Below are 17,242 nucleotides of genomic sequence, written 5' to 3' on the forward strand. Positions count from 1 at the left end.
TCGCTGTCGCAAGCCGATTACCAGCGGTAGCCGACGCCCGCCCCCGCGCCGAACGAGCCGTGCCCCGACACCGCCGTCGTGACCGAGCCCTTGACGAGCCATTTCGCCGTCGCGACGGACAAGCCGACCGCCATCGCGCTTTGACCGCCGTACGTGCCGCCGCCGAGCGCGACGACCTTCTCGCCCGGCAGCACGGCTTGCGGCAGGTTCGCCATGGCGATCGCGCTCGCCGTGCCCGCATTCGCGTCCTTGCGGTACTTCGACATTTCCTCGCGCACGGAGTTGATCGCACCGTTCAACTGGCGCACGTTCACGCCGTCCGTCGGTGCGGTGCCGTCCGCCACGTTGGTCAACTGGCGCTCGGCCCCGGGCGAGCCGATCGACACCGTGTTGTCCCGATCGGCAACCGAATTCGCGCCCAGCGCCACAGCATTGTTCGCGGTGGCCCGGCTGTTCGTGCCGATCGCGGTCGAATCCGTGCCGGACACGTTCGAGCCCGTGCCGATCGCCGTTCCGTTCGCCGTCGTGACTTTCGAATTCGTGCCAATGGCCGTTCCGTTCGTTGCGGTGACCGTGGAGTTGACGCCGACAGCCGTACCGTTGTCGCCCGAGACGTTCGAGCCGTTGCCGACCGCGGTGCCGTTCGTCGCGGTGACCGACGTATTCGTGCCGATCGCGGTGTCGGTCGGGTTCGTCACCGTGCCGCCCGGGACGCTCGACGAGATCTTGCCGACGGTCGTCGTGAGATTGGCCAGGTCCGCCGTCAGCGTCGACACCTGATTGGCGATCGAGAAGAGCTGCGAGCCGTTCACCGCATCGGTGCTGGTCGCGCTGATGGCGCCAGCCGCGACGTTGACGATCTGACGCTCGGCACCCGCGCTGCCGACGCTGACCACACCGACCGGCGTGCCCGCGAAGCCGCTGTAGGTCACGCCGTTGAGCGCCACGCTGTTGACGGTCGTATAGGCGCGCGTGGTCGCGTTCGAGCCCAGCGCGACGGCGTTCGCGTCGGCGGCGTTCGCCCCCTCGCCGATGGCGACCGCGTTCACGGCGGAGGCCGTCGCACGGGCAATGGCGACGCTGCCGGTCGCGGATGCCGAGCTGTCGACACCGAGCGCGACCGCATCGGCCGCGCCGGCATTGGCCTGGAAGCCGAGAGCCGTACCGCCTGCTGCAATGCTGCCCTTGCCGACGGCCGTCGAGAACGTCGCGGTGGCACTCGCGTCTTGCCCGACGGCTATCGACTGATCGACTGCGAATGCACCCTGGCCGAAGGCGGACGCCGTGCCGCCGGTCGCGATCGCGCCGTTACCGACCGCCGTTGCCTGGCCGCCGACTGCGCTCGAAGCCGTTCCGATCGCCGTCGCCTGGTCGCCGGTCGCCACGGCGTTTCCGCCGACGGCCGTCGCGAACGTACCGGTCGCGGCCACCATGCGGCCGATCGCGACGGTCTCGCTATAGGCGCCGGTCGACGAGCCCGAATTCGCGACGGCCGCCGTGCCGATCGCGATGTTGTCGCAGCCGGTTGCCGCGGCCGGATACGTGCTGCTGCCCGAAATGGCGATGTTGCCGACGCAGCCCGCGGCCGTTTCGGTCGACGTGCCGTTCTGCACATAGTCGGCTCGCGCGGGCGCGGAAGCGGCGAAGGCTGCCACGGCTGCGCTAACCGTGACGGCAAGCGCGACCTTCGATTTGCGCGGTGCGCGTTGTACGGAATTTCCCAACCCTTGATGATGCGTGTTCATTTGTTTTCCTGAGCTCGATGTAAAAATCGTGTTGTGGCTTGCATGGCCCCCGCTCGCCGTCCCGGTTGCATCGATTCGTTCGTGTCTCTTTCGTGACAGGTATCGGTTTTTCGATCTGTAAAAATGAAAGGTCTACTAACGAAATTTAACGTTCGCCGGTCTCGACGCGACGGGAGCAGGGCGCGGATTACGGCGACTTGCTTGTTTCCGTTACGGCTGTGTCAAAACTTCGCGAATCCGAAGTCCGGATCGCGACGACGCATTTTGATGGGTTCGGGTCGTGCGCATGTTTGCCGCGGCGGCTGAACGCTATGCTTCGGCAGACATTCGTTGAGTGGGGCGTGATGAGGCAGTGAGCGATCACCGGCGCCGGGCAGCCGGGTTGCCGACGATCACGCGCTCGCTGGCGAGGAAGAGGAGACGGCGACGCTGCCTGATTGCATGTGCTCACGCGAAGGCGGCACCGGCCTTCGCTTGCCGGTCGTCCACCTGAAGACGGGATTCGTGCGCCGCGCTGCGTTGTCGGCGTGTCACTACGCCGGCAACGCGTCCGCCAGCGCCCGCATCGCCTCCACCGTTTCCGGGTTCGCCGGAAAGAACGCCTCGATCGCGAGTTCCGACAGCGTCACGTCGACCGGCGTGCCGAACACCGTCGTCGTACTGAAGAACGTCAGCTCGCCGCTCGTTGTGCGTAGCCGCAGCGGCACGGCGATATCCGCGAAATCGGTGCGCGCGTGCGAATCGTCGGGCTGCCCGGCCGGCGCCGGATACGCGGAGAGCTCGTCGCGCAGCGCATGCAGCGTGCGGTCGCCGCTCGCGTCGATTTGCCGTTGCAGCCGATGCAGGATATGCGCGCGCCATTCGTGCCAGTTGACGATCTGCGACGCGAGACCGTCCGGATGCAGGCTCAGCCGCAGCACGTTGACGGGCGGCTGCAGCAGCGCCGGATCGGCCTGCGCGACCAGCGCGCCGAGCATCCGGTTCGCCGCGAGCAGCGTCCAGTGGCGGTCCACCGCGAGCGCCGGATAAGGCTCGTGTCCGCGCAGCACGGCTTCGACCGCATGACGCGCGGCATCCAGTTGCGGGTCCGAAAACGGCCGTTCGCGAAACAGCGGCGCGAAGCCGGCCGCGACGAGCAGCGCATTGCGTTCGCGCAGCGGCACGTCGAGGCGTTCGGCGAGATGCAGCACCATCTCGCGGCTCGGCTGCGCGCGGCCCGATTCGACGAAGCTCAGGTGGCGCGCGGAGACTTCCGCATCGAGCGCGAGCGCCATCTGGCTCAGGCGCCGGCGTTGCCGCCACGTGCGCAGCAGCGGGCCGATGCCGGACGCGCGGCCGGCGGACGGAGGGGGCGATGGGAGGGCGGCGGTAGAGTTCATGGGGAAGATGATAGGCAATCCCGCGCACGCCGGGCATTACCTGCGAGGTAAGCATTCCGGATCGGCGCGCGTCGCCGGGTCCGCCAGCCGGCACGCGCGGCGCCGTCTCACAGCCGCATTCCGTTGCCGGAAGCCGCTGGAAGCTGCGTTACCATAGCGCCCGTGCCACCTGAGAGGCGGTGCCGGACCCGCGACCACAACGCATGGGCCGGTCCGCGCACATCGACAACAAGGCATTCCAGGGGAATCCAACAATGAAAAAACGTGCCGTCCGGCTCGCCTGCGTGGCGACGCTCGCACTCGCCGCGACCAGCGGCCAGGCGCAGACCGAAGCTGCGCAGGTCGAAATGAGGGCCGCCGCCGCGGCCGCCAACGAAGCGGTCGTGAAGGGGCCGACCGACATCGACGTCAAACACGAAGCCGTGCTGAAGCTGAAGGCCGGCGAATCGTTCGTGCCGGCCGCCGAAGCCGGCCGCTATCTGCGCTCGATGGGCAACGCGATCGACGAATCGAAACTGGTCGGCCTCGTGCTGCCCGACGATCCGGACGCCGACTGGATCTCGGTCGTGTCGTTCGAGCCGAGCGGCTACATCCGCGACGACGACGCGAAGGACTGGAAACCCGACGAGCTGCTGAAAAGCCTGCAGGCCGGCACCGAGGAAAGCAACCCGGCGCGCAAGGAGCGCGGCCTGCCCGAAACCGAGGTGGTCGGCTGGGCGAAGGCGCCCGCCTACGACGCGGCCACGCACCGGCTCGTGTGGTCGGCGATCATTCGCGACAAGGGCGCGGCGCCGAATGCCGCGAACGACGGCGTGAACTACCGGACGCTCGTGCTCGGCCGCGACGGCTACCTGTCGCTGACGATGGCGTCGACGCTCGCCGACCTGCCGAAGTACAAGGCGTCGGCCGACGAGTTGCTGTCGAACATTCGTTTCAACGATGGCAAGCGCTATGCCGACTTCAACCAATCGACCGACCACGTCGCCGAGTACGGGCTCGCGGCGCTGATCGTCGGCGTCGGCGCGAAAAAGCTCGGCCTGCTCGCGCTGATCGGCGCGTTCGCGGTGAAGTTCTTCAAGATCGGCGCGGTTGCGCTGCTGGCCGGCGGCGCGGCGCTCAAGCGCTTCTTCGGGCGCAAGCCGAAGGCGGCCGCGGTGCCGGCCGTCGCCGACGCATCCGCCACAGCCGCCACGGAGCGCAAGGAATGACGAAGCTGCTGCTGCTGATCTTCGGCGGCCTGAAGCTCGGCAAGGTGCTCGTATCGGCGGGCACGATGCTCGCGTCGATCGCGGTCTATGCGCTGTTCTACGGCTGGCGTTTCGCGGCCGGCTTCGTCGCGTTGCTGCTGGTGCACGAAGCCGGCCACTACGTCGCCGCGCAGCGGCGCGGGCTCGACGTCGGGCTGCCGACCTTCATCCCGTTCGTCGGCGCATGGATCCAGTTGAAGGAAATGCCGCACGACGCGGAAACGGAAGCGTACGTCGGGCTCGCCGGGCCGTTCGTCGGCACGCTCGGCGCGCTGGCCTGCTACGCGGCCGCGCGCCACACCGACAGCAACCTGCTGCTTGCGCTGTCGTACACGGGGTTCTTTCTCAACCTGTTCAACATGATTCCGCTGTCGCCGTTCGACGGCGGGCGGATCACCGCGGTGCTGTCGCCGCGCATCTGGTTCGCGGGCGTGCCGGTGCTGATCGCGCTGTTCGCGTATCGGCCGAGCCCGCTGCTGATCGTGATGGCGATCCTCGCGCTGCCGCAGTTGAAGCGCGCGTGGCGCTACGATCCCGACGCGCCGGAGAACCGCATGTATTACGCGACGTCGATCGAGACGAAAACGACCTACGCGCTCTGCTACGTCGGCCTGCTCGCGTTCCTCGCGCTGATGACGTCCGGCGTGCACGACATGCTGAGCGTCGTGCATGGGTCGACCTGACGCCGATCCGATGCAAAAAAGCGGCGGCCGCGTAAAAGGCGGCCGCCGTTTTTCAAAGGCCGAACCTCACGCGTCGCGATGACGCAGTTCGACGCGCTTGATGTCCTTCACGATCACGAGATAGCTGAACACGGTGACGAGCGCGTTCAGCCCGACGAACACCAGTGCGCCGTTGAACGAGCCGCTCGCGCCGACGAGATAGCCGATCGCGATCGGCGCGACGATGCCCGCCGTGTTGCCGAACATGTTGAACAGGCTGCCCGACAGGCCGATCGCTTCCTTCGGCGCGGTATCCGCGACGACGGCCCAGCCGAGCGAGCCGATCCCCTTGCCGAAGAACGACACGGCCATCAGCATGATGACCAGCGCTTCGCTGTCGACGTAGTTGCAGCCGATGATCGTCATCGACAGCAGCATCCCGCCGACGATCGGAATCTTGCGCGCGAGCGTCAGCGATACGCCGCGGCGGATCAGCGCGTCCGACAGCATCCCGCCGAGCACGCCGCCGAGGAACCCGCAGATCGCCGGCAGCGACGTCATGAAGCCGGCCTTCAGCAGCGACATCCCGCGCGCCTGGACGAGGTAGATCGGGAACCACGTGAGGAAGAAGTACGTGAGCACGTTCACGCAGTACTGGCCGAGGTACACGCCAATCAGCATCCGGTTCGACAGCAACTGGCGCACGTAGTACCAGCCGGCCACGCGGCTGCCCTCGGAAGCGCCGCCGCCGCTGCCGCGCGCGCCGCCCGTCGACCGCACGAGGCCGCCACCCTGCTCGATATGATCGAGTTCCGCGCGGTTCACGGCCGGATGGTCGGCCGGGTCCTTCACGACGCGCAGCCACAGGAACGCGAGCGCGATGCCGGCCAGGCCCAGCCACAGGTACACATGGTGCCAGCCGTACGCATGCGTGAGCCAGGCCATCAGCGGCGAGAACACCACGGCCGCGAAGTACTGCGCGGCGTTGAAGATCGCCGACGCGGTGCCGCGCTCGGCGGTCGGAAACCAGCTCGCGACGACCTTCGCGTTCGCCGGGAACGCGGGCGCCTCCGCGATGCCGACCGCGAAGCGCATCGCGAACAGCGCGGCGACCGCGAACGCGGCGCTGCCGCCGAGGCCGATCGTGCTCTGCAGCAGCGTGAACGCCGACCACAGGAAGATGCTCGCCGCATACACGCGCCGCGCGCCGAAGCGGTCGAGCAGCCAGCCGCTTGGCAGTTGCGCGAGCACGTACGCCCAGCTGAACGCCGAGAAGATGTAGCCCATCGTCACCGGGTCGATGCCGAACGCCTTGCGGATCGGCGTGCCGGTGATCGACAGCGTCGCGCGGTCCGCATAGTTGAGCGTCGTGACGACGAACAGCATCGCCAGGATCCAGTAACGCACCGCGGTGCGGCGCGCGGTGCGCGCGAGGTCGAGTGGAAGATCGCGAGGGGAGGACGGATTGCGCATTTTAAACGTACGTCGTCGTATGACATAGCCGAAAGTGTATTGGCAATACACGAATTCAGAAACCTCGGGTTTTCCCTTTGAAGTCCGCGTCACAATATGGGAATTTCGCGATTTACTGGCCGGACAACGCGCACCGGTGTATCGTCCGCGCCCTCGCAGGCGGCGAGAATGACGCAATGCCGTCGGCAGACATCGTATCTGTTGCGTTACAATGAGCCATCCATTCCCGAACCACGGAGCACACCCATGCAACTGACAGGAGAGATGCTGATCGGCGCCGAAGCGGTGGCCGGCTCGGCAGGCACCTTGCACGCGTTCGACCCGACGAAGGGCGCGCCGATCGAGGCCCCGGCGTTCGGCGTCGCGACGCAGGCCGACGTCGACCGCGCGTGCGAACTCGCACGCGACGCGTTCGATGCGTACCGTACGCAGTCGCTCGCGGCCCGCGCGGCGTTTCTCGAAGCGATCGCCGATGAGATCGTCGCGCTCGGCGACGCGCTGATCGAGCGCGCGCACGCCGAAACGGGCCTGCCCGTCGCGCGGCTGCAGGGCGAGCGCGGCCGCACCGTCGGCCAGCTCCGGTTGTTCGCGCGCGTCGTGCGCGACGGGCGCTTCCTCGCCGCGTCGATCGATCCCGCGCAGCCGGCACGCACGCCGCTGCCGCGCTCGGACCTGCGGCTGCAGAAAGTCGCGCTCGGGCCCGTCGTCGTATTTGGCGCGAGCAATTTCCCGCTCGCGTTCTCGGTGGCCGGCGGCGATACCGCGTCGGCGCTCGCGGCCGGCTGCCCGGTGATCGTGAAGGCGCACGAAGCGCACCTCGGCACGTCCGAACTGGTTGGCCGCGCGATCCGCGCCGCGGTCGAGAAAACCGGCATGCCGGCCGGCGTGTTCTCGCTGCTGGTCGGCCCCGGCCGCGTGATCGGCGCGGCGCTGGTCAGCCATCCGGCGGTCCAGGCGGTCGGTTTCACCGGGTCGCGGCAGGGCGGGATGGCGCTCGTGCAGCACGCGAACGCGCGCCCGCAGCCGATTCCCGTCTATGCGGAAATGAGCAGCATCAACCCGGTCGTGCTGTTCCCGGCCGCGCTGGCCGCGCGCGGCGACGCGATCGCGACGGGCTTCGTCGATTCGCTGACGCTCGGCGTCGGTCAGTTCTGTACGAATCCGGGCCTCGTGCTCGCGATCGACGGCCCCGATCTCGACCGTTTCGAATCCGTCGCCGCGCAGGCGCTCGCGAAGAAGCCCGCCGGCGTAATGCTGACGCACGGCATCGCGGATGCGTACCGCAATGGCCGCGGCAAGCTGGCCGAATTGCCGGGCGTGCGCGAAATCGGCGCGGGCGAGGCCGCGCAGACCGACTGCCAGGCGGGCGGCGCGCTGTATGAAGTGGGCGCGCAGGCGTTCCTGGCCGAGCCGGCGTTCAGCCACGAGGTGTTCGGGCCGGCGTCGCTGATCGTGCGCTGCCGCGATCTCGACGAAGTCGCGCGTGTGCTCGACGCGCTCGAAGGCCAGTTGACGGCCACGCTGCAAATCGACGCCGACGACAAGCCGCTCGCGCGCCGGCTGCTGCCGATCCTCGAGCGCAAGGCCGGCCGCCTGCTCGTCAACGGTTACCCGACCGGCGTCGAGGTGTGCGATGCGATGGTGCACGGCGGGCCGTTCCCCGCGACGTCGAACCCGGCCGTCACGTCGGTCGGCGCGACCGCGATCGAGCGCTTCCTGCGGCCGGTGTGTTATCAGGACTTCCCGGACGACCTGCTGCCCGAAGGGCTGCGGGAAGGCAATCCGCTCGCGATTCCGCGGCTGCGGGACGGCAAGGCGGAGTGACGTGGCATAACCGGTGAACGCACTGTCCCGGGAGGGATGCGTCCCGGCACGTTGGAACACGGCGGCGGGGCCCCCGGGCCCCGCCGCTTTTTTATTCCGCGCGGGCTTTGGTGCAGGTTTCGCTCGGTCAGTGAGCGGGGCGGGCGACGAGTTGCAAGCGTTCCGCTGCAGCCAGCAGGCGCCGGTCGCGCGTCCATAGCTTGCTGTCGCTGGTCAGTCTGGCCGACGCAAGCAGGTGGGCATCGACGTAACCGATGCCGAGCCCGTGAAGCGGGACGGCATCGATCATGCGCTGCACCTCGTCGTCGGTTGCAACGGTTGCGGCCGGAAGGTCGCGCAGCGCATCCAGCACGGTCTCGCGATTGCGCATGCTACGGAGGGCAAGCTCGCCGACGATGAACGGATGGATCAACACGCGCTCCGCTTCCAGCAATGCGGTGAGCGTCGCGTCGCCGGCCCGCAAGTGATCGATCCAGACCGAAGTGTCGACAAGGATCATGCGGGCTCCGACGGGCGGCGTGGAACCGATTCAAGGTCGGGCTCGGTGCCGCCGAGGCGGGCGAGTCGTCGCGCGCTTTCGCGGGCGATCAATGCGCGCAGCGCTTCTCTCACGAGCGCCGACTTTTCGGTGAGGCCGGTCAATTGCTGCGCTTTTGCGAGCAGTGCGTCGTCGAGGGACAAGGTGGTGCGCATGGGCGGCTCCCGGGAAAAGTCGATGCATCAATTATGACATCAAGTGGTGATCATATTGATGCGCGGACGGGGCGGCGAGAGGTCGGCTTTCCTGTTGCCCGCGTTTCTCCTACAGTAGCGAAGCCTCGGGCCGTCCGGCCCGCAGGCGAGCCTGAGAGATCACAAGACCAACAAGGAACCATCCGATGACTATCAGCAAGCGTGGCGACCACCTGTTCGCGGCAGGGTTGTGGAAAACGATCGGCGACGTCGCGAAATCGGTCCGTACCCAGATCGGCGAAACCAGCGAAGGGCGCGTGCTGGCCGACGCGCTGTTCGCGCTGCAGCGCGAACTGGGCGGCAGCGAATTCGACGTGACGATCAACCAGGGGCGGCCCGTCGCGGGCTCCGATCCGCATTCGTTGATCTTCGGCAGGGCCGTCGAGCGCTTCAAGTACGACATGGAGGCCGTGGTGTTCGCGCTGAAGCATCGCCGCAGCATCGACGGGCCGAACGGCGCGGAGCGCGCCGACGCGCTCACGCAGGCCAACACGCATCTCGCGACCGCGAAGCAGTACGCGATGTTTACCGTCGGGCGCTTCTTCGATGCGGTCGTCGATCGCGACGTGCTGGAACAGATCGTGGGCGCCGAGTCGCCGGCGCGCGGCCGGCCGCTCGCGGCCCGCAAGGGGATCGACGAGACGCAGCGTACGCTCGCGAGCGTGCGGCAGCGGATCATCGGCGCGATCGCGCAGATGTAATGCAATGGCCGCGCCGGCTCGTCGAGCCACGCGGCCATTGCGCGATACGGATAGGGAGGACTGCGGGAGCCGGCGCGCCGTGCCGATGAAGGCCCTGCGCCGCCGGCGAACCCGGCTTACTGCGGGCCCATCTTCTTGATCAGCACGTCGAGTTCGGCTGCTTCTTCGTCGGTCAGGTCGACGAGCGGCGCGCGCACCGGGCCCGCGTCGTGGCCGACGAGCTTCGCGCCCGCCTTCACGATGCTGACCGCGTAGCCGGCGCGGCGATTGCGGATCTTCAGGTACGGCAGGAAGAACTCGTCGATCAGGCGGCCGACCGTCGCGTGGTCGTCGTTCGCGATCGCTTCGTAGAATGCCATCGCCGTCTTCGGGATGAAGTTGAACACGGCCGACGAGTACACCGGCACGCCGAGCGCCTTGTACGCGGCCGCATAGACTTCAGCCGTCGGCAGCCCGCCGAGGTATGCGAAACGATCGCCGAGACGGCGGCGGATCGTGACCATGCTCTCGATTTCGCCGACGCCGTCCTTGAAGCCGATCAGGTTCGGGCAACGGTCGGCGAGGCGCTCGAGCATGTCCGCATTCAGCTTCGAATTCGCGCGGTTGTACACCACGACGCCGATCTTCAGCGCGCGGCACACCTGCTCGACGTGGTCGGCGATCCCTTCCTGGCTCGCTTCGGTCAGGTAGTGCGGCATCAGCAGCACGCCGCTCGCGCCGAGGCGCTCGGCTTCCTGCGCATATTCGATCGCGACGCGCGTCGCGCCGCCCGCGCCGGCCAGGATCGGCACCTTGCCCTTGCAGGTTTCCGTCGCGACGCGGATCACGTCCGAATACTCGCGCTGCGTGAGCGAGAAGAATTCGCCGGTGCCGCCGGCCGCGAACAATGCGCTCGCGCCATACGGCGCCAGCCATTCGAGGCGCTCGGCGTAGGTGGTCGGACGGAAGCTGCCGTCGGCGTCGAAATCCGTCAGCGGAAACGACAGCAGGCCGTGGGAGATGATTTGTTTGAGTTCTTGCGGTGAAGTCATGGTTGGGTCGTCCGTCTAGCGCGAGTGCTGGTTCGTCGGAAACGGCATACGAGCCGAATTGGCGATGTCGTTGTATGTCATCGTACAACGCATGAATGAGCGACGCAAGCGGTTTGCTGGCGGGTCGGGGGTAGGGTCTTTCCGGATAAGGGTTTACGCAGCATCATCAAGTGAGGTTGAATGTCGTATGATGACTAACGATATCGCAGATAGGCTTCCAGGAATTCCGATGACTGCTTCCCCTCTCTACATCCGCGTGCATCCGGACGACAACGTCGCGATCGTCGTCAATGACGGCGGTTTGTCCGAAGGCGCGACCTTCGCCGACGGGCTGACGCTGTGCGAAGGCGTGCCGCAGGGGCACAAGGTCGCGCTCGTCGACCTCGCGACCGGCGATCCGGTCATTCGCTACAACGTGGTGATCGGCTATGCGCTGACCGACCTGCGGCGCGGCAGCTGGGTCAACGAGCGCACGATGCGCATGCCCGAGCCGCCGGGGCTCGACGACCTGCCGCTCGCGACGCGTGCCGCGCCGCCGCTCGAGCCGCTCGAAGGCTATACGTTCGAGGGCTTTCGCAATGCGGACGGCTCGGTCGGCACGCGCAACATCCTCGCGATCACGACGACCGTGCAGTGCGTGTCGGGCGTCGTCGAGCACGCGGTGAAGCGGATCAAGGACGAGCTGCTGCCGCGCTACCCGAACGTCGACGACGTGGTCGGGCTCGAACATACGTACGGCTGCGGCGTCGCGATCGATGCGCCCGACGCCGACATCCCGATCCGCACGCTGCGCAACATCAGCCTGAACCCGAACTTCGGCGGCGAAGTGATGACCGTGAGCCTCGGCTGCGAGAAGCTGCAGCCCGAGCGCCTGCTGCCGCCGGGCGCGATTCCGGTGGCCGCCGACGGCGCGACCGACAACGGCGGCGTCGTGTGCCTGCAGGACGCCGCGCACGTCGGCTTCCATTCGATGATCGATTCGATCATGAAGATGGCCGAATCGCATCTCGAGCGGTTGAACCGTCGGCGCCGCGAAACTTGCCCGGCATCGGACCTCGTCGTCGGCGTGCAGTGCGGCGGCAGCGACGCGTTCTCGGGGCTCACCGCGAACCCGGCCGTCGGCTTCGCGGCCGACCTGCTCGTGCGCGCGGGCGCGACGATCATGTTCTCGGAAGTGACCGAAGTGCGCGACGGCGTCGCGCAGCTCACGTCGCGTGCGGCGAACGAAGCGGTGGCCCGCGAGATCATCCGCGAGATGGACTGGTACGACCGCTATCTGGAGCGTGGCCGCGTCGACCGCAGCGCGAACACGACGCCGGGCAACAAGAAGGGCGGCCTGTCGAACATCGTCGAGAAGGCGATGGGGTCGATCGTGAAGTCGGGCAGCGCGCCGATCGCCGGCGTCGTGCGCCCCGGCGATCGCGCGCGGCAGAAGGGGCTGCTGTACGCGGCGACGCCCGCGAGCGATTTCATCTGCGGCACGCTGCAGCTCGCGGCGGGGATGAACCTGCATATTTTCACGACCGGCCGCGGCACGCCGTACGGGCTCGCGCAGGTGCCGGTGATCAAGGTCGCGACGCGCAGCGATCTCGCGCGCCGCTGGCACGACCTGATGGATCTCGACGCGGGGCAGATCGCGACCGGCGCGGCAACGATCGAGGACATGGGCTGGGAACTGTTCCGGCTGATGCTCGACGTCGCCAGCGGCAAGCGCCGCACGTGGGCCGAGCAATGGAAGCTCGCGAATGCGCTGACGCTGTTCAATCCGGCGCCGGTGACCTGACGCCTGACGCGCGCGGTGGTGGCGGCAAGACGATGCGGGCGCCTTCGGGCGCCCGTTTTCTTTGCGGCGGCGTATTCCCGATTCGGCGGCGCAGGCGTGCCGCGCATGGTCGGCGCGATTTCCTTACCTCGCGCGTAATCGACCGCTTGCGCGGCCCCGGCGACGATAGCGGCACGCGGACCCGAAACGTCCGCGACATCGTCTACCGACACAAGGAGCCTCGCCATGAACACCGCTCAATCCGCTTCGTCCGTTCACGCCGACCTGATCGACCGCTACTTCGACGCGTGGAACGAATCCGACGCCGCGCGCCGCCGCGAACTGATCGACGCGACGTACGCAAGCGACGCGGCCTATCGCGATTCGCTGATGGCCGGCGACGGCCACGCGGGCATCGACACGATGATCGCCGCCGTGCAGCAACGCTTCCCCGCGTACCGCTTTCGCCGCACGACCGACGTGGACGCGTTGGGCCAGCATCTGCGGTTCTCGTGGGCGCTCGTGTCGCCCGACGGCGCGGCGATCGTGAAGGGCTCGGACTTCGGCATCGTCGACGCGTCGGGCCGCCTCGCGTCGGTCACGGGTTTCATCGACGAAATGCCGGCCGGGGCGTCGTGACGTGAACGATGCATGCACCACGGCCGCCGGGATCGGGTAACGTTATGCGATTCGTTCCCCACCCCGGAGACCCACCGACATGCTGAAGAATCTCGACCCGCTGCTGCACGCCGACATCCTGCACACGCTGCGCGCGATGGGCCACGGTGACGAAATCGCGATCTGTGACGCGAACTTCCCGGCGGAATCCGTCGCCGAGCACACGGTGGTCGGCCGCGCGCTGCGCGTCGACGGCGCCGATTCGGCGCGCGTCGTGCGCGCGGTGCTGTCGGTGCTGCCGCTCGACACGTTCGTCGACACGCCCGCGTGGCGGATGGAAGTCGTCGGCGACGCGGCCGCGGTGCCGCCCGTGCAGCGCGAAGTCCAGGCCGAAATCGACCGCGCGGAAGGGCGCTCGGTGCCGCTGACCGGCGTCGAGCGTTTCGCGTTCTACGAGCGCGCGCAGCAGACGTATGCGGTGATCGTCACCGGCGAAACGCGCGGCTACGGCTGCTTCATCTTCAAGAAAGGCGTGCTGTTGAGCGACGCGGGCTAAACGCGTTTTTCAGCGCGCCGGGCCGCCGGCGCGGCCGCCGCAGTGTAAAGATTTGCTACAACCTTTTTCTTGGACACCGCGGAAAGACCCTCTATGCTGGCCCATTTGCCGCGCGCCCTCCCGGGCCGCGCGGCGCCGAACCGCCCGGGCGCGCCCGGCGCGGGCGGCCGAATTGCATACGAGGAGAGAGGCATGACGCGTACCGTCGATTCCGGCGTCATTTTTTTCGCACGCCTGGCGCTGGCGGCGTTGTTCTTGTGGGGCGGCATCATGAAGCTGCTCGGCTACAGCGATTTCGTCGCGTATCTGCACGGGATGAACGTGCCCTATCAACAGGTCGTTGCGCCGATCGTCGTCGCGATCGAGGGGCTCGGCGGCCTGCTGCTGATCGTCGGCTACAAGGTCCGGCCGCTCGCATTGCTGATGGCGGTCTACACGATCGCGACCGCGATGGTCGGGCACAATTTCTGGGACGCGACGAACGCCGCCGTCCAGCACGACATGGTGATTCACTTCTGGAAGAACGTCGCGATCGCCGGCGGGTTCCTGCTGCTGTTCGTCACCGGCGCCGGCGGCGCGAGCATCGACGCGCTGCGCCGGCCGAATTCGTCGTACGGCGTGCTGCGTTGAACTGAGCACACTTGGGTAGTCGTCGCGACGCCGACGCAACACAAAAGGGCCGAATCCCCCCCGCCGCGGGGTTCGGCCCTTCGTTCATCCGGCCGGCGCGTGCGCGCCGACGTTCAGCGTGCGTCCTTCACGTCCTTCGCATCCTTCGAGAACTGCACGGCGATCGCGCCGAGCACGCAGATCGCCGCGACGTATACGACCGGCGCGAGCGGATTCGACTTCATCATCAGCGACACGATCACCGGCGTGAGCCCGCCGAAGATCGCGTACGCGACGTTGTACGAGAACGAGATGCCCGAGAAGCGCACGACGGCCGGGAAGCTCCTGACCATCACGAACGGCACCGCGCCGATCGTGCCGACCATGAAGCCCGCGATCCCGTAGTAGAGCGGCAGCGTCGACGCATCGGCCGCGACCTGCACGAACAGCAGGTAGTAGCACGCGGCCAGCCCGATGCCGCCGATGCCCAGCACGCGCTTCGCACCGATCCGGCCCGCGAGCGAACCGGCGGTGATGCAGCCGGCCGTCAGGCACAGCGTCGCGATGCTGTTCGCGAACAGCGTGGTCGCGGGCGCCAGGTGGAACTGCTTCTGCAGCAGCGCGGGCGTCATCAGGATCACGACGACGATCGCGGCCGACAGCATCCACGTGAGCAGCATCGACACGATCACCGCGCGGCCGTGGTCGCGCAGCACCGCCTTCAGCGGAATCTCGGCCGCGAGCGCCTTTTTCGCCTTCATTTCGGCGAACACCGGCGTTTCATGCAGCCAGCGGCGCAGGTACACGGAGAACAGCCCGAACACGCCGCCGAGCAGGAACGGGATGCGCCATGCGAACGCGCCGACTTCGGCCGCGGAGTAACGGCTGTTGATGCCGGCCGCGACGAGCGAGCCGAGCAGGATGCCGGCCGTGAGGCCCGCGGTCAGCGTGCCGCACGCATAGCCGATGTGGCGCGACGGCACGTGCTCGGACACGAACACCCACGCGCCCGGCACTTCGCCGCCGACCGCCGCGCCTTGCAGCACGCGGAACAGCAGCAGCAACACCGGCGCGAGGATGCCGATCGTGTCGTAGGTCGGCAGCAGGCCCATCAGCAGCGTCGGCACCGACATCATCAGCACGCTCAGCGTGAACATCCGCTTGCGGCCGAACAGGTCGCCGAAGTGCGCCATGATCACGCCGCCGAGCGGGCGCGCGAGATAGCCGGCCGCGAAGATGCCGAACGTCTGCAGCTGGCGCAGCCAGTCCGGAATGTCGTGCGGGAAGAAGAGCTGCCCTATCGCCGGCGCGAAGAACACGAAGATGATGAAGTCGTAGAACTCGAGGGCGCCGCCGAGTGCGGCGAGGCCAAGGGTCTTGTAGTCGCTGCGCGTGAGCGCGCGTTCGGCGGCGCGAGGCACGCCGCTCAATTCGGAAGCTTGCATGGTCAGGACGATCGTTTTTCGAATGGTGTTGTCGGTGCTGCGTCTCCAGGGCCCGCTTTTCGGCATGGACTGACAAGGCGCGGCTTGCGTCGTCGAAGCGCGCCGCGTGCCGGGTGAGGCACGCAACACGCGCCGCCGCACCGGGATGGGGCACGGCGGAGACGAAGCGTCAAAGCGGGTGGGGGGATTCTACAGGAGCGCGAAATGCCCGCGCGCGGGCGCGCGCCGTGAGCGGCTTCGGACCATGCAGCCGAAGCGCGCGGCGCGGGCGGCCGGTGAGCCGCGGGCGCGCCGCGCGGGGCAGGGGCCGCGTATCGGTTATCAGTTGCCGGCGATCGTGTCGACCGGCTTGAACGCGCCGCGCTCGACCTTGTAGATCGTCACCGGCGCATCCTTCAGGTCGCCCTTCGCGTCGTACGCGATGCTGGGCGCCGACACGCCCTTGATCGACACCTTGCCGAGATACGGCGTGTACACCTTCGGATCGGTCGAGTTCGCGTCCTTCATCGCGCTGAGCAGCGCGATCGTGCCGTCGTACGAATACGGCGAGTACGTGATCACGTCTTCGTTGAAGCGCGCCTTGTAGCGTGCGGCGTAGCCGGAGAAGCCCGGCATCTTTTCCTTCGGCAGCCCGCCCATGTAGACGATCGCGCCTTCGGCCGCGTCGCCGCCGACCTTCAGGAACGTCGGCGAGCGCGACATCTCGCCCGTCACGAACGCCGACTTCATCCCGAGTTGGCGCATCTTGCGGATCATCGGCGACGATTGCGCGTCGCCGCCGCCGTAGAAGACCGCGTCCGGATTCACGCCCTTCAGGTTGGTCAGGATCGCGGAGAAATCGAGCGCCTTGTCGTTCGTGAAGTCGCGCTTGACGATCGTGCCGCCGGCCGCTTCGACGGCCTTCGCGAATTCGTCGGCGATGCCCTGGCCGTAGGCCGTGCGGTCGTCGATGATCGCGATGCGCTTGAAGCGCAGCGTCTTCACCGCGTACGTGCCGACGATGCGGCCCGCCTGCGCGTCGCTCGTCAGCAACCGGTAGGTCGTCTTGTAGCCGCGCGCCGTGTATTGCGGCGACGTCGCCATCGAGATCTGCGGCAGCCCCGCGCGATCGTACAGGTCGGACGCGGGAATGCTGGTGCCCGAGTTGAAGTGGCCGATGATCCCGCGCACGTTGTCGTCGATCAGCCGCTGCGCGACGGTCGTGCCGGTGCGCGGGTCGGCCTGGTCGTCCTGCGCGTCGAGCTGGAACGTGACGGGCTTGCCGCCGATCGTCGGATGCGTCGCGTTGAAATCGGCGATCGCGAGCTGCACGCCCTTCTGCATGTCCGTGCCGTAATTCGACTGCGGGCCGGTCAGCGGTGCGGCGAAACCGATCTTGACGACGTCGGCGGCGACGGCGTGCGCGCCCGACAGTGCGCAGGCGGCGGCCAGCGCGACGTGCGATACCTTCAGCTTCAC

At 67.7% G+C, this 17,242-nt stretch carries 16 protein-coding genes; 8 read left to right on the top strand and 8 right to left on the bottom strand.

Annotated features, from left to right (window positions below):
- Nucleotides 1–17 precede the first annotated feature (17 nt).
- Both JYG37_RS26620 and JYG37_RS26625 read right to left on the bottom strand, forming a co-directional pair.
- Nucleotides 18–1,745 carry a YadA family autotransporter adhesin gene (locus tag JYG37_RS26620; protein WP_213346184.1) on the bottom strand — a complete coding sequence of 576 codons (1,728 nt, stop codon included), beginning with the start codon at nt 1,743–1,745 and terminating at the stop codon, nt 18–20.
- A gap of 533 nt (nt 1,746–2,278) precedes the next feature.
- Entirely contained in the window at nt 2,279–3,124 is an 846-nt protein-coding gene (locus tag JYG37_RS26625; RefSeq protein WP_050017317.1) for a helix-turn-helix domain-containing protein, read from the bottom strand.
- Between the two features lie 254 nt (nt 3,125–3,378).
- On the opposite strand from JYG37_RS26625, the gene JYG37_RS26630 reads away from it, so the two are divergent.
- The gene (locus tag JYG37_RS26630) at nt 3,379–4,332 is read left to right on the top strand and encodes a DUF2167 domain-containing protein (RefSeq protein WP_213346185.1); all 954 of its coding nucleotides are present in this window, start codon (nt 3,379–3,381) and stop codon (nt 4,330–4,332) included.
- Nucleotides 4,329–5,054: a site-2 protease family protein gene (locus JYG37_RS26635; RefSeq protein WP_050017315.1), complete on the top strand. Its 726-nt coding sequence runs from the start codon at nt 4,329–4,331 to the stop codon at nt 5,052–5,054. The genes JYG37_RS26630 and JYG37_RS26635 overlap by 4 nt, the downstream gene beginning before the upstream one ends.
- A 66-nt stretch (nt 5,055–5,120) precedes the next feature.
- On the opposite strand, the gene JYG37_RS26640 is transcribed toward JYG37_RS26635, so the two are convergent.
- Complete coding sequence (locus JYG37_RS26640) at nt 5,121–6,506, bottom strand: MFS transporter (RefSeq protein ID WP_050017314.1); 1,386 nt, start codon at nt 6,504–6,506, stop codon at nt 5,121–5,123.
- 246 nt (nt 6,507–6,752) lie between these two features.
- Between JYG37_RS26640 and JYG37_RS26645 the strand changes: the two genes are divergently transcribed.
- Entirely contained in the window at nt 6,753–8,330 is a 1,578-nt protein-coding gene (locus JYG37_RS26645; protein WP_050017313.1) for an aldehyde dehydrogenase (NADP(+)), read from the top strand.
- Nucleotides 8,331–8,457: 127 nt separating this feature from the next.
- On the opposite strand, the gene JYG37_RS26650 is transcribed toward JYG37_RS26645, so the two are convergent.
- Both JYG37_RS26650 and JYG37_RS26655 read right to left on the bottom strand, forming a co-directional pair.
- Nucleotides 8,458–8,829, bottom strand: coding sequence for a type II toxin-antitoxin system VapC family toxin (locus JYG37_RS26650; RefSeq protein ID WP_050017312.1), 372 nt, complete (start codon nt 8,827–8,829; stop codon nt 8,458–8,460).
- The gene (locus JYG37_RS26655; protein WP_050017311.1) at nt 8,826–9,023 is read right to left on the bottom strand and encodes a type II toxin-antitoxin system VapB family antitoxin; all 198 of its coding nucleotides are present in this window, start codon (nt 9,021–9,023) and stop codon (nt 8,826–8,828) included. The genes JYG37_RS26650 and JYG37_RS26655 overlap by 4 nt, the downstream gene beginning before the upstream one ends.
- A gap of 185 nt (nt 9,024–9,208) precedes the next feature.
- On the opposite strand from JYG37_RS26655, the gene JYG37_RS26660 reads away from it, so the two are divergent.
- Entirely contained in the window at nt 9,209–9,763 is a 555-nt protein-coding gene (locus tag JYG37_RS26660) for a hypothetical protein (protein ID WP_050017310.1), read from the top strand.
- Nucleotides 9,764–9,879: 116 nt separating this feature from the next.
- Here the strand turns inward: JYG37_RS26660 and kdgD are convergent, their stop codons facing one another.
- Entirely contained in the window at nt 9,880–10,794 is a 915-nt protein-coding gene (gene kdgD, locus JYG37_RS26665; RefSeq protein ID WP_089489801.1) for a 5-dehydro-4-deoxyglucarate dehydratase, read from the bottom strand.
- A 229-nt stretch (nt 10,795–11,023) separates the two neighbouring features.
- Here kdgD and garD point away from each other — a divergent pair, with 229 nt between their 5' ends.
- The 4 genes from garD (at nt 11,024) to JYG37_RS26685 (ending at nt 14,360) form a co-directional block, all read left to right on the top strand.
- A complete protein-coding gene (gene garD, locus JYG37_RS26670; protein WP_050017308.1) occupies nt 11,024–12,577 on the top strand; it encodes a galactarate dehydratase in 1,554 nt (517 codons plus the stop codon).
- A 225-nt stretch (nt 12,578–12,802) separates the two neighbouring features.
- Nucleotides 12,803–13,195, top strand: a complete 393-nt coding sequence (locus tag JYG37_RS26675; RefSeq protein WP_213346186.1) for a nuclear transport factor 2 family protein — start codon at nt 12,803–12,805, stop codon at nt 13,193–13,195.
- A 79-nt stretch (nt 13,196–13,274) separates the two neighbouring features.
- On the top strand, nt 13,275–13,730 hold the full coding sequence (locus tag JYG37_RS26680; RefSeq protein ID WP_050017306.1) for an RbsD/FucU family protein: 456 nt from the start codon (nt 13,275–13,277) through the stop codon (nt 13,728–13,730).
- A gap of 192 nt (nt 13,731–13,922) precedes the next feature.
- Entirely contained in the window at nt 13,923–14,360 is a 438-nt protein-coding gene (locus JYG37_RS26685; protein WP_050017305.1) for a DoxX family protein, read from the top strand.
- Between the two features lie 113 nt (nt 14,361–14,473).
- On the opposite strand, the gene JYG37_RS26690 is transcribed toward JYG37_RS26685, so the two are convergent.
- Together JYG37_RS26690 and JYG37_RS26695 are read right to left on the bottom strand one after the other, a co-directional pair.
- Complete coding sequence (locus JYG37_RS26690; RefSeq protein ID WP_050017304.1) at nt 14,474–15,784, bottom strand: MFS transporter; 1,311 nt, start codon at nt 15,782–15,784, stop codon at nt 14,474–14,476.
- A gap of 321 nt (nt 15,785–16,105) precedes the next feature.
- A complete protein-coding gene (locus JYG37_RS26695) occupies nt 16,106–17,242 on the bottom strand; it encodes a branched-chain amino acid ABC transporter substrate-binding protein (protein ID WP_050017345.1) in 1,137 nt (378 codons plus the stop codon).

This window comes from Burkholderia sp. LAS2 (genome assembly GCF_018417615.1).
Classification (GTDB): Bacteria; Pseudomonadota; Gammaproteobacteria; order Burkholderiales; family Burkholderiaceae; genus Burkholderia; species Burkholderia sola.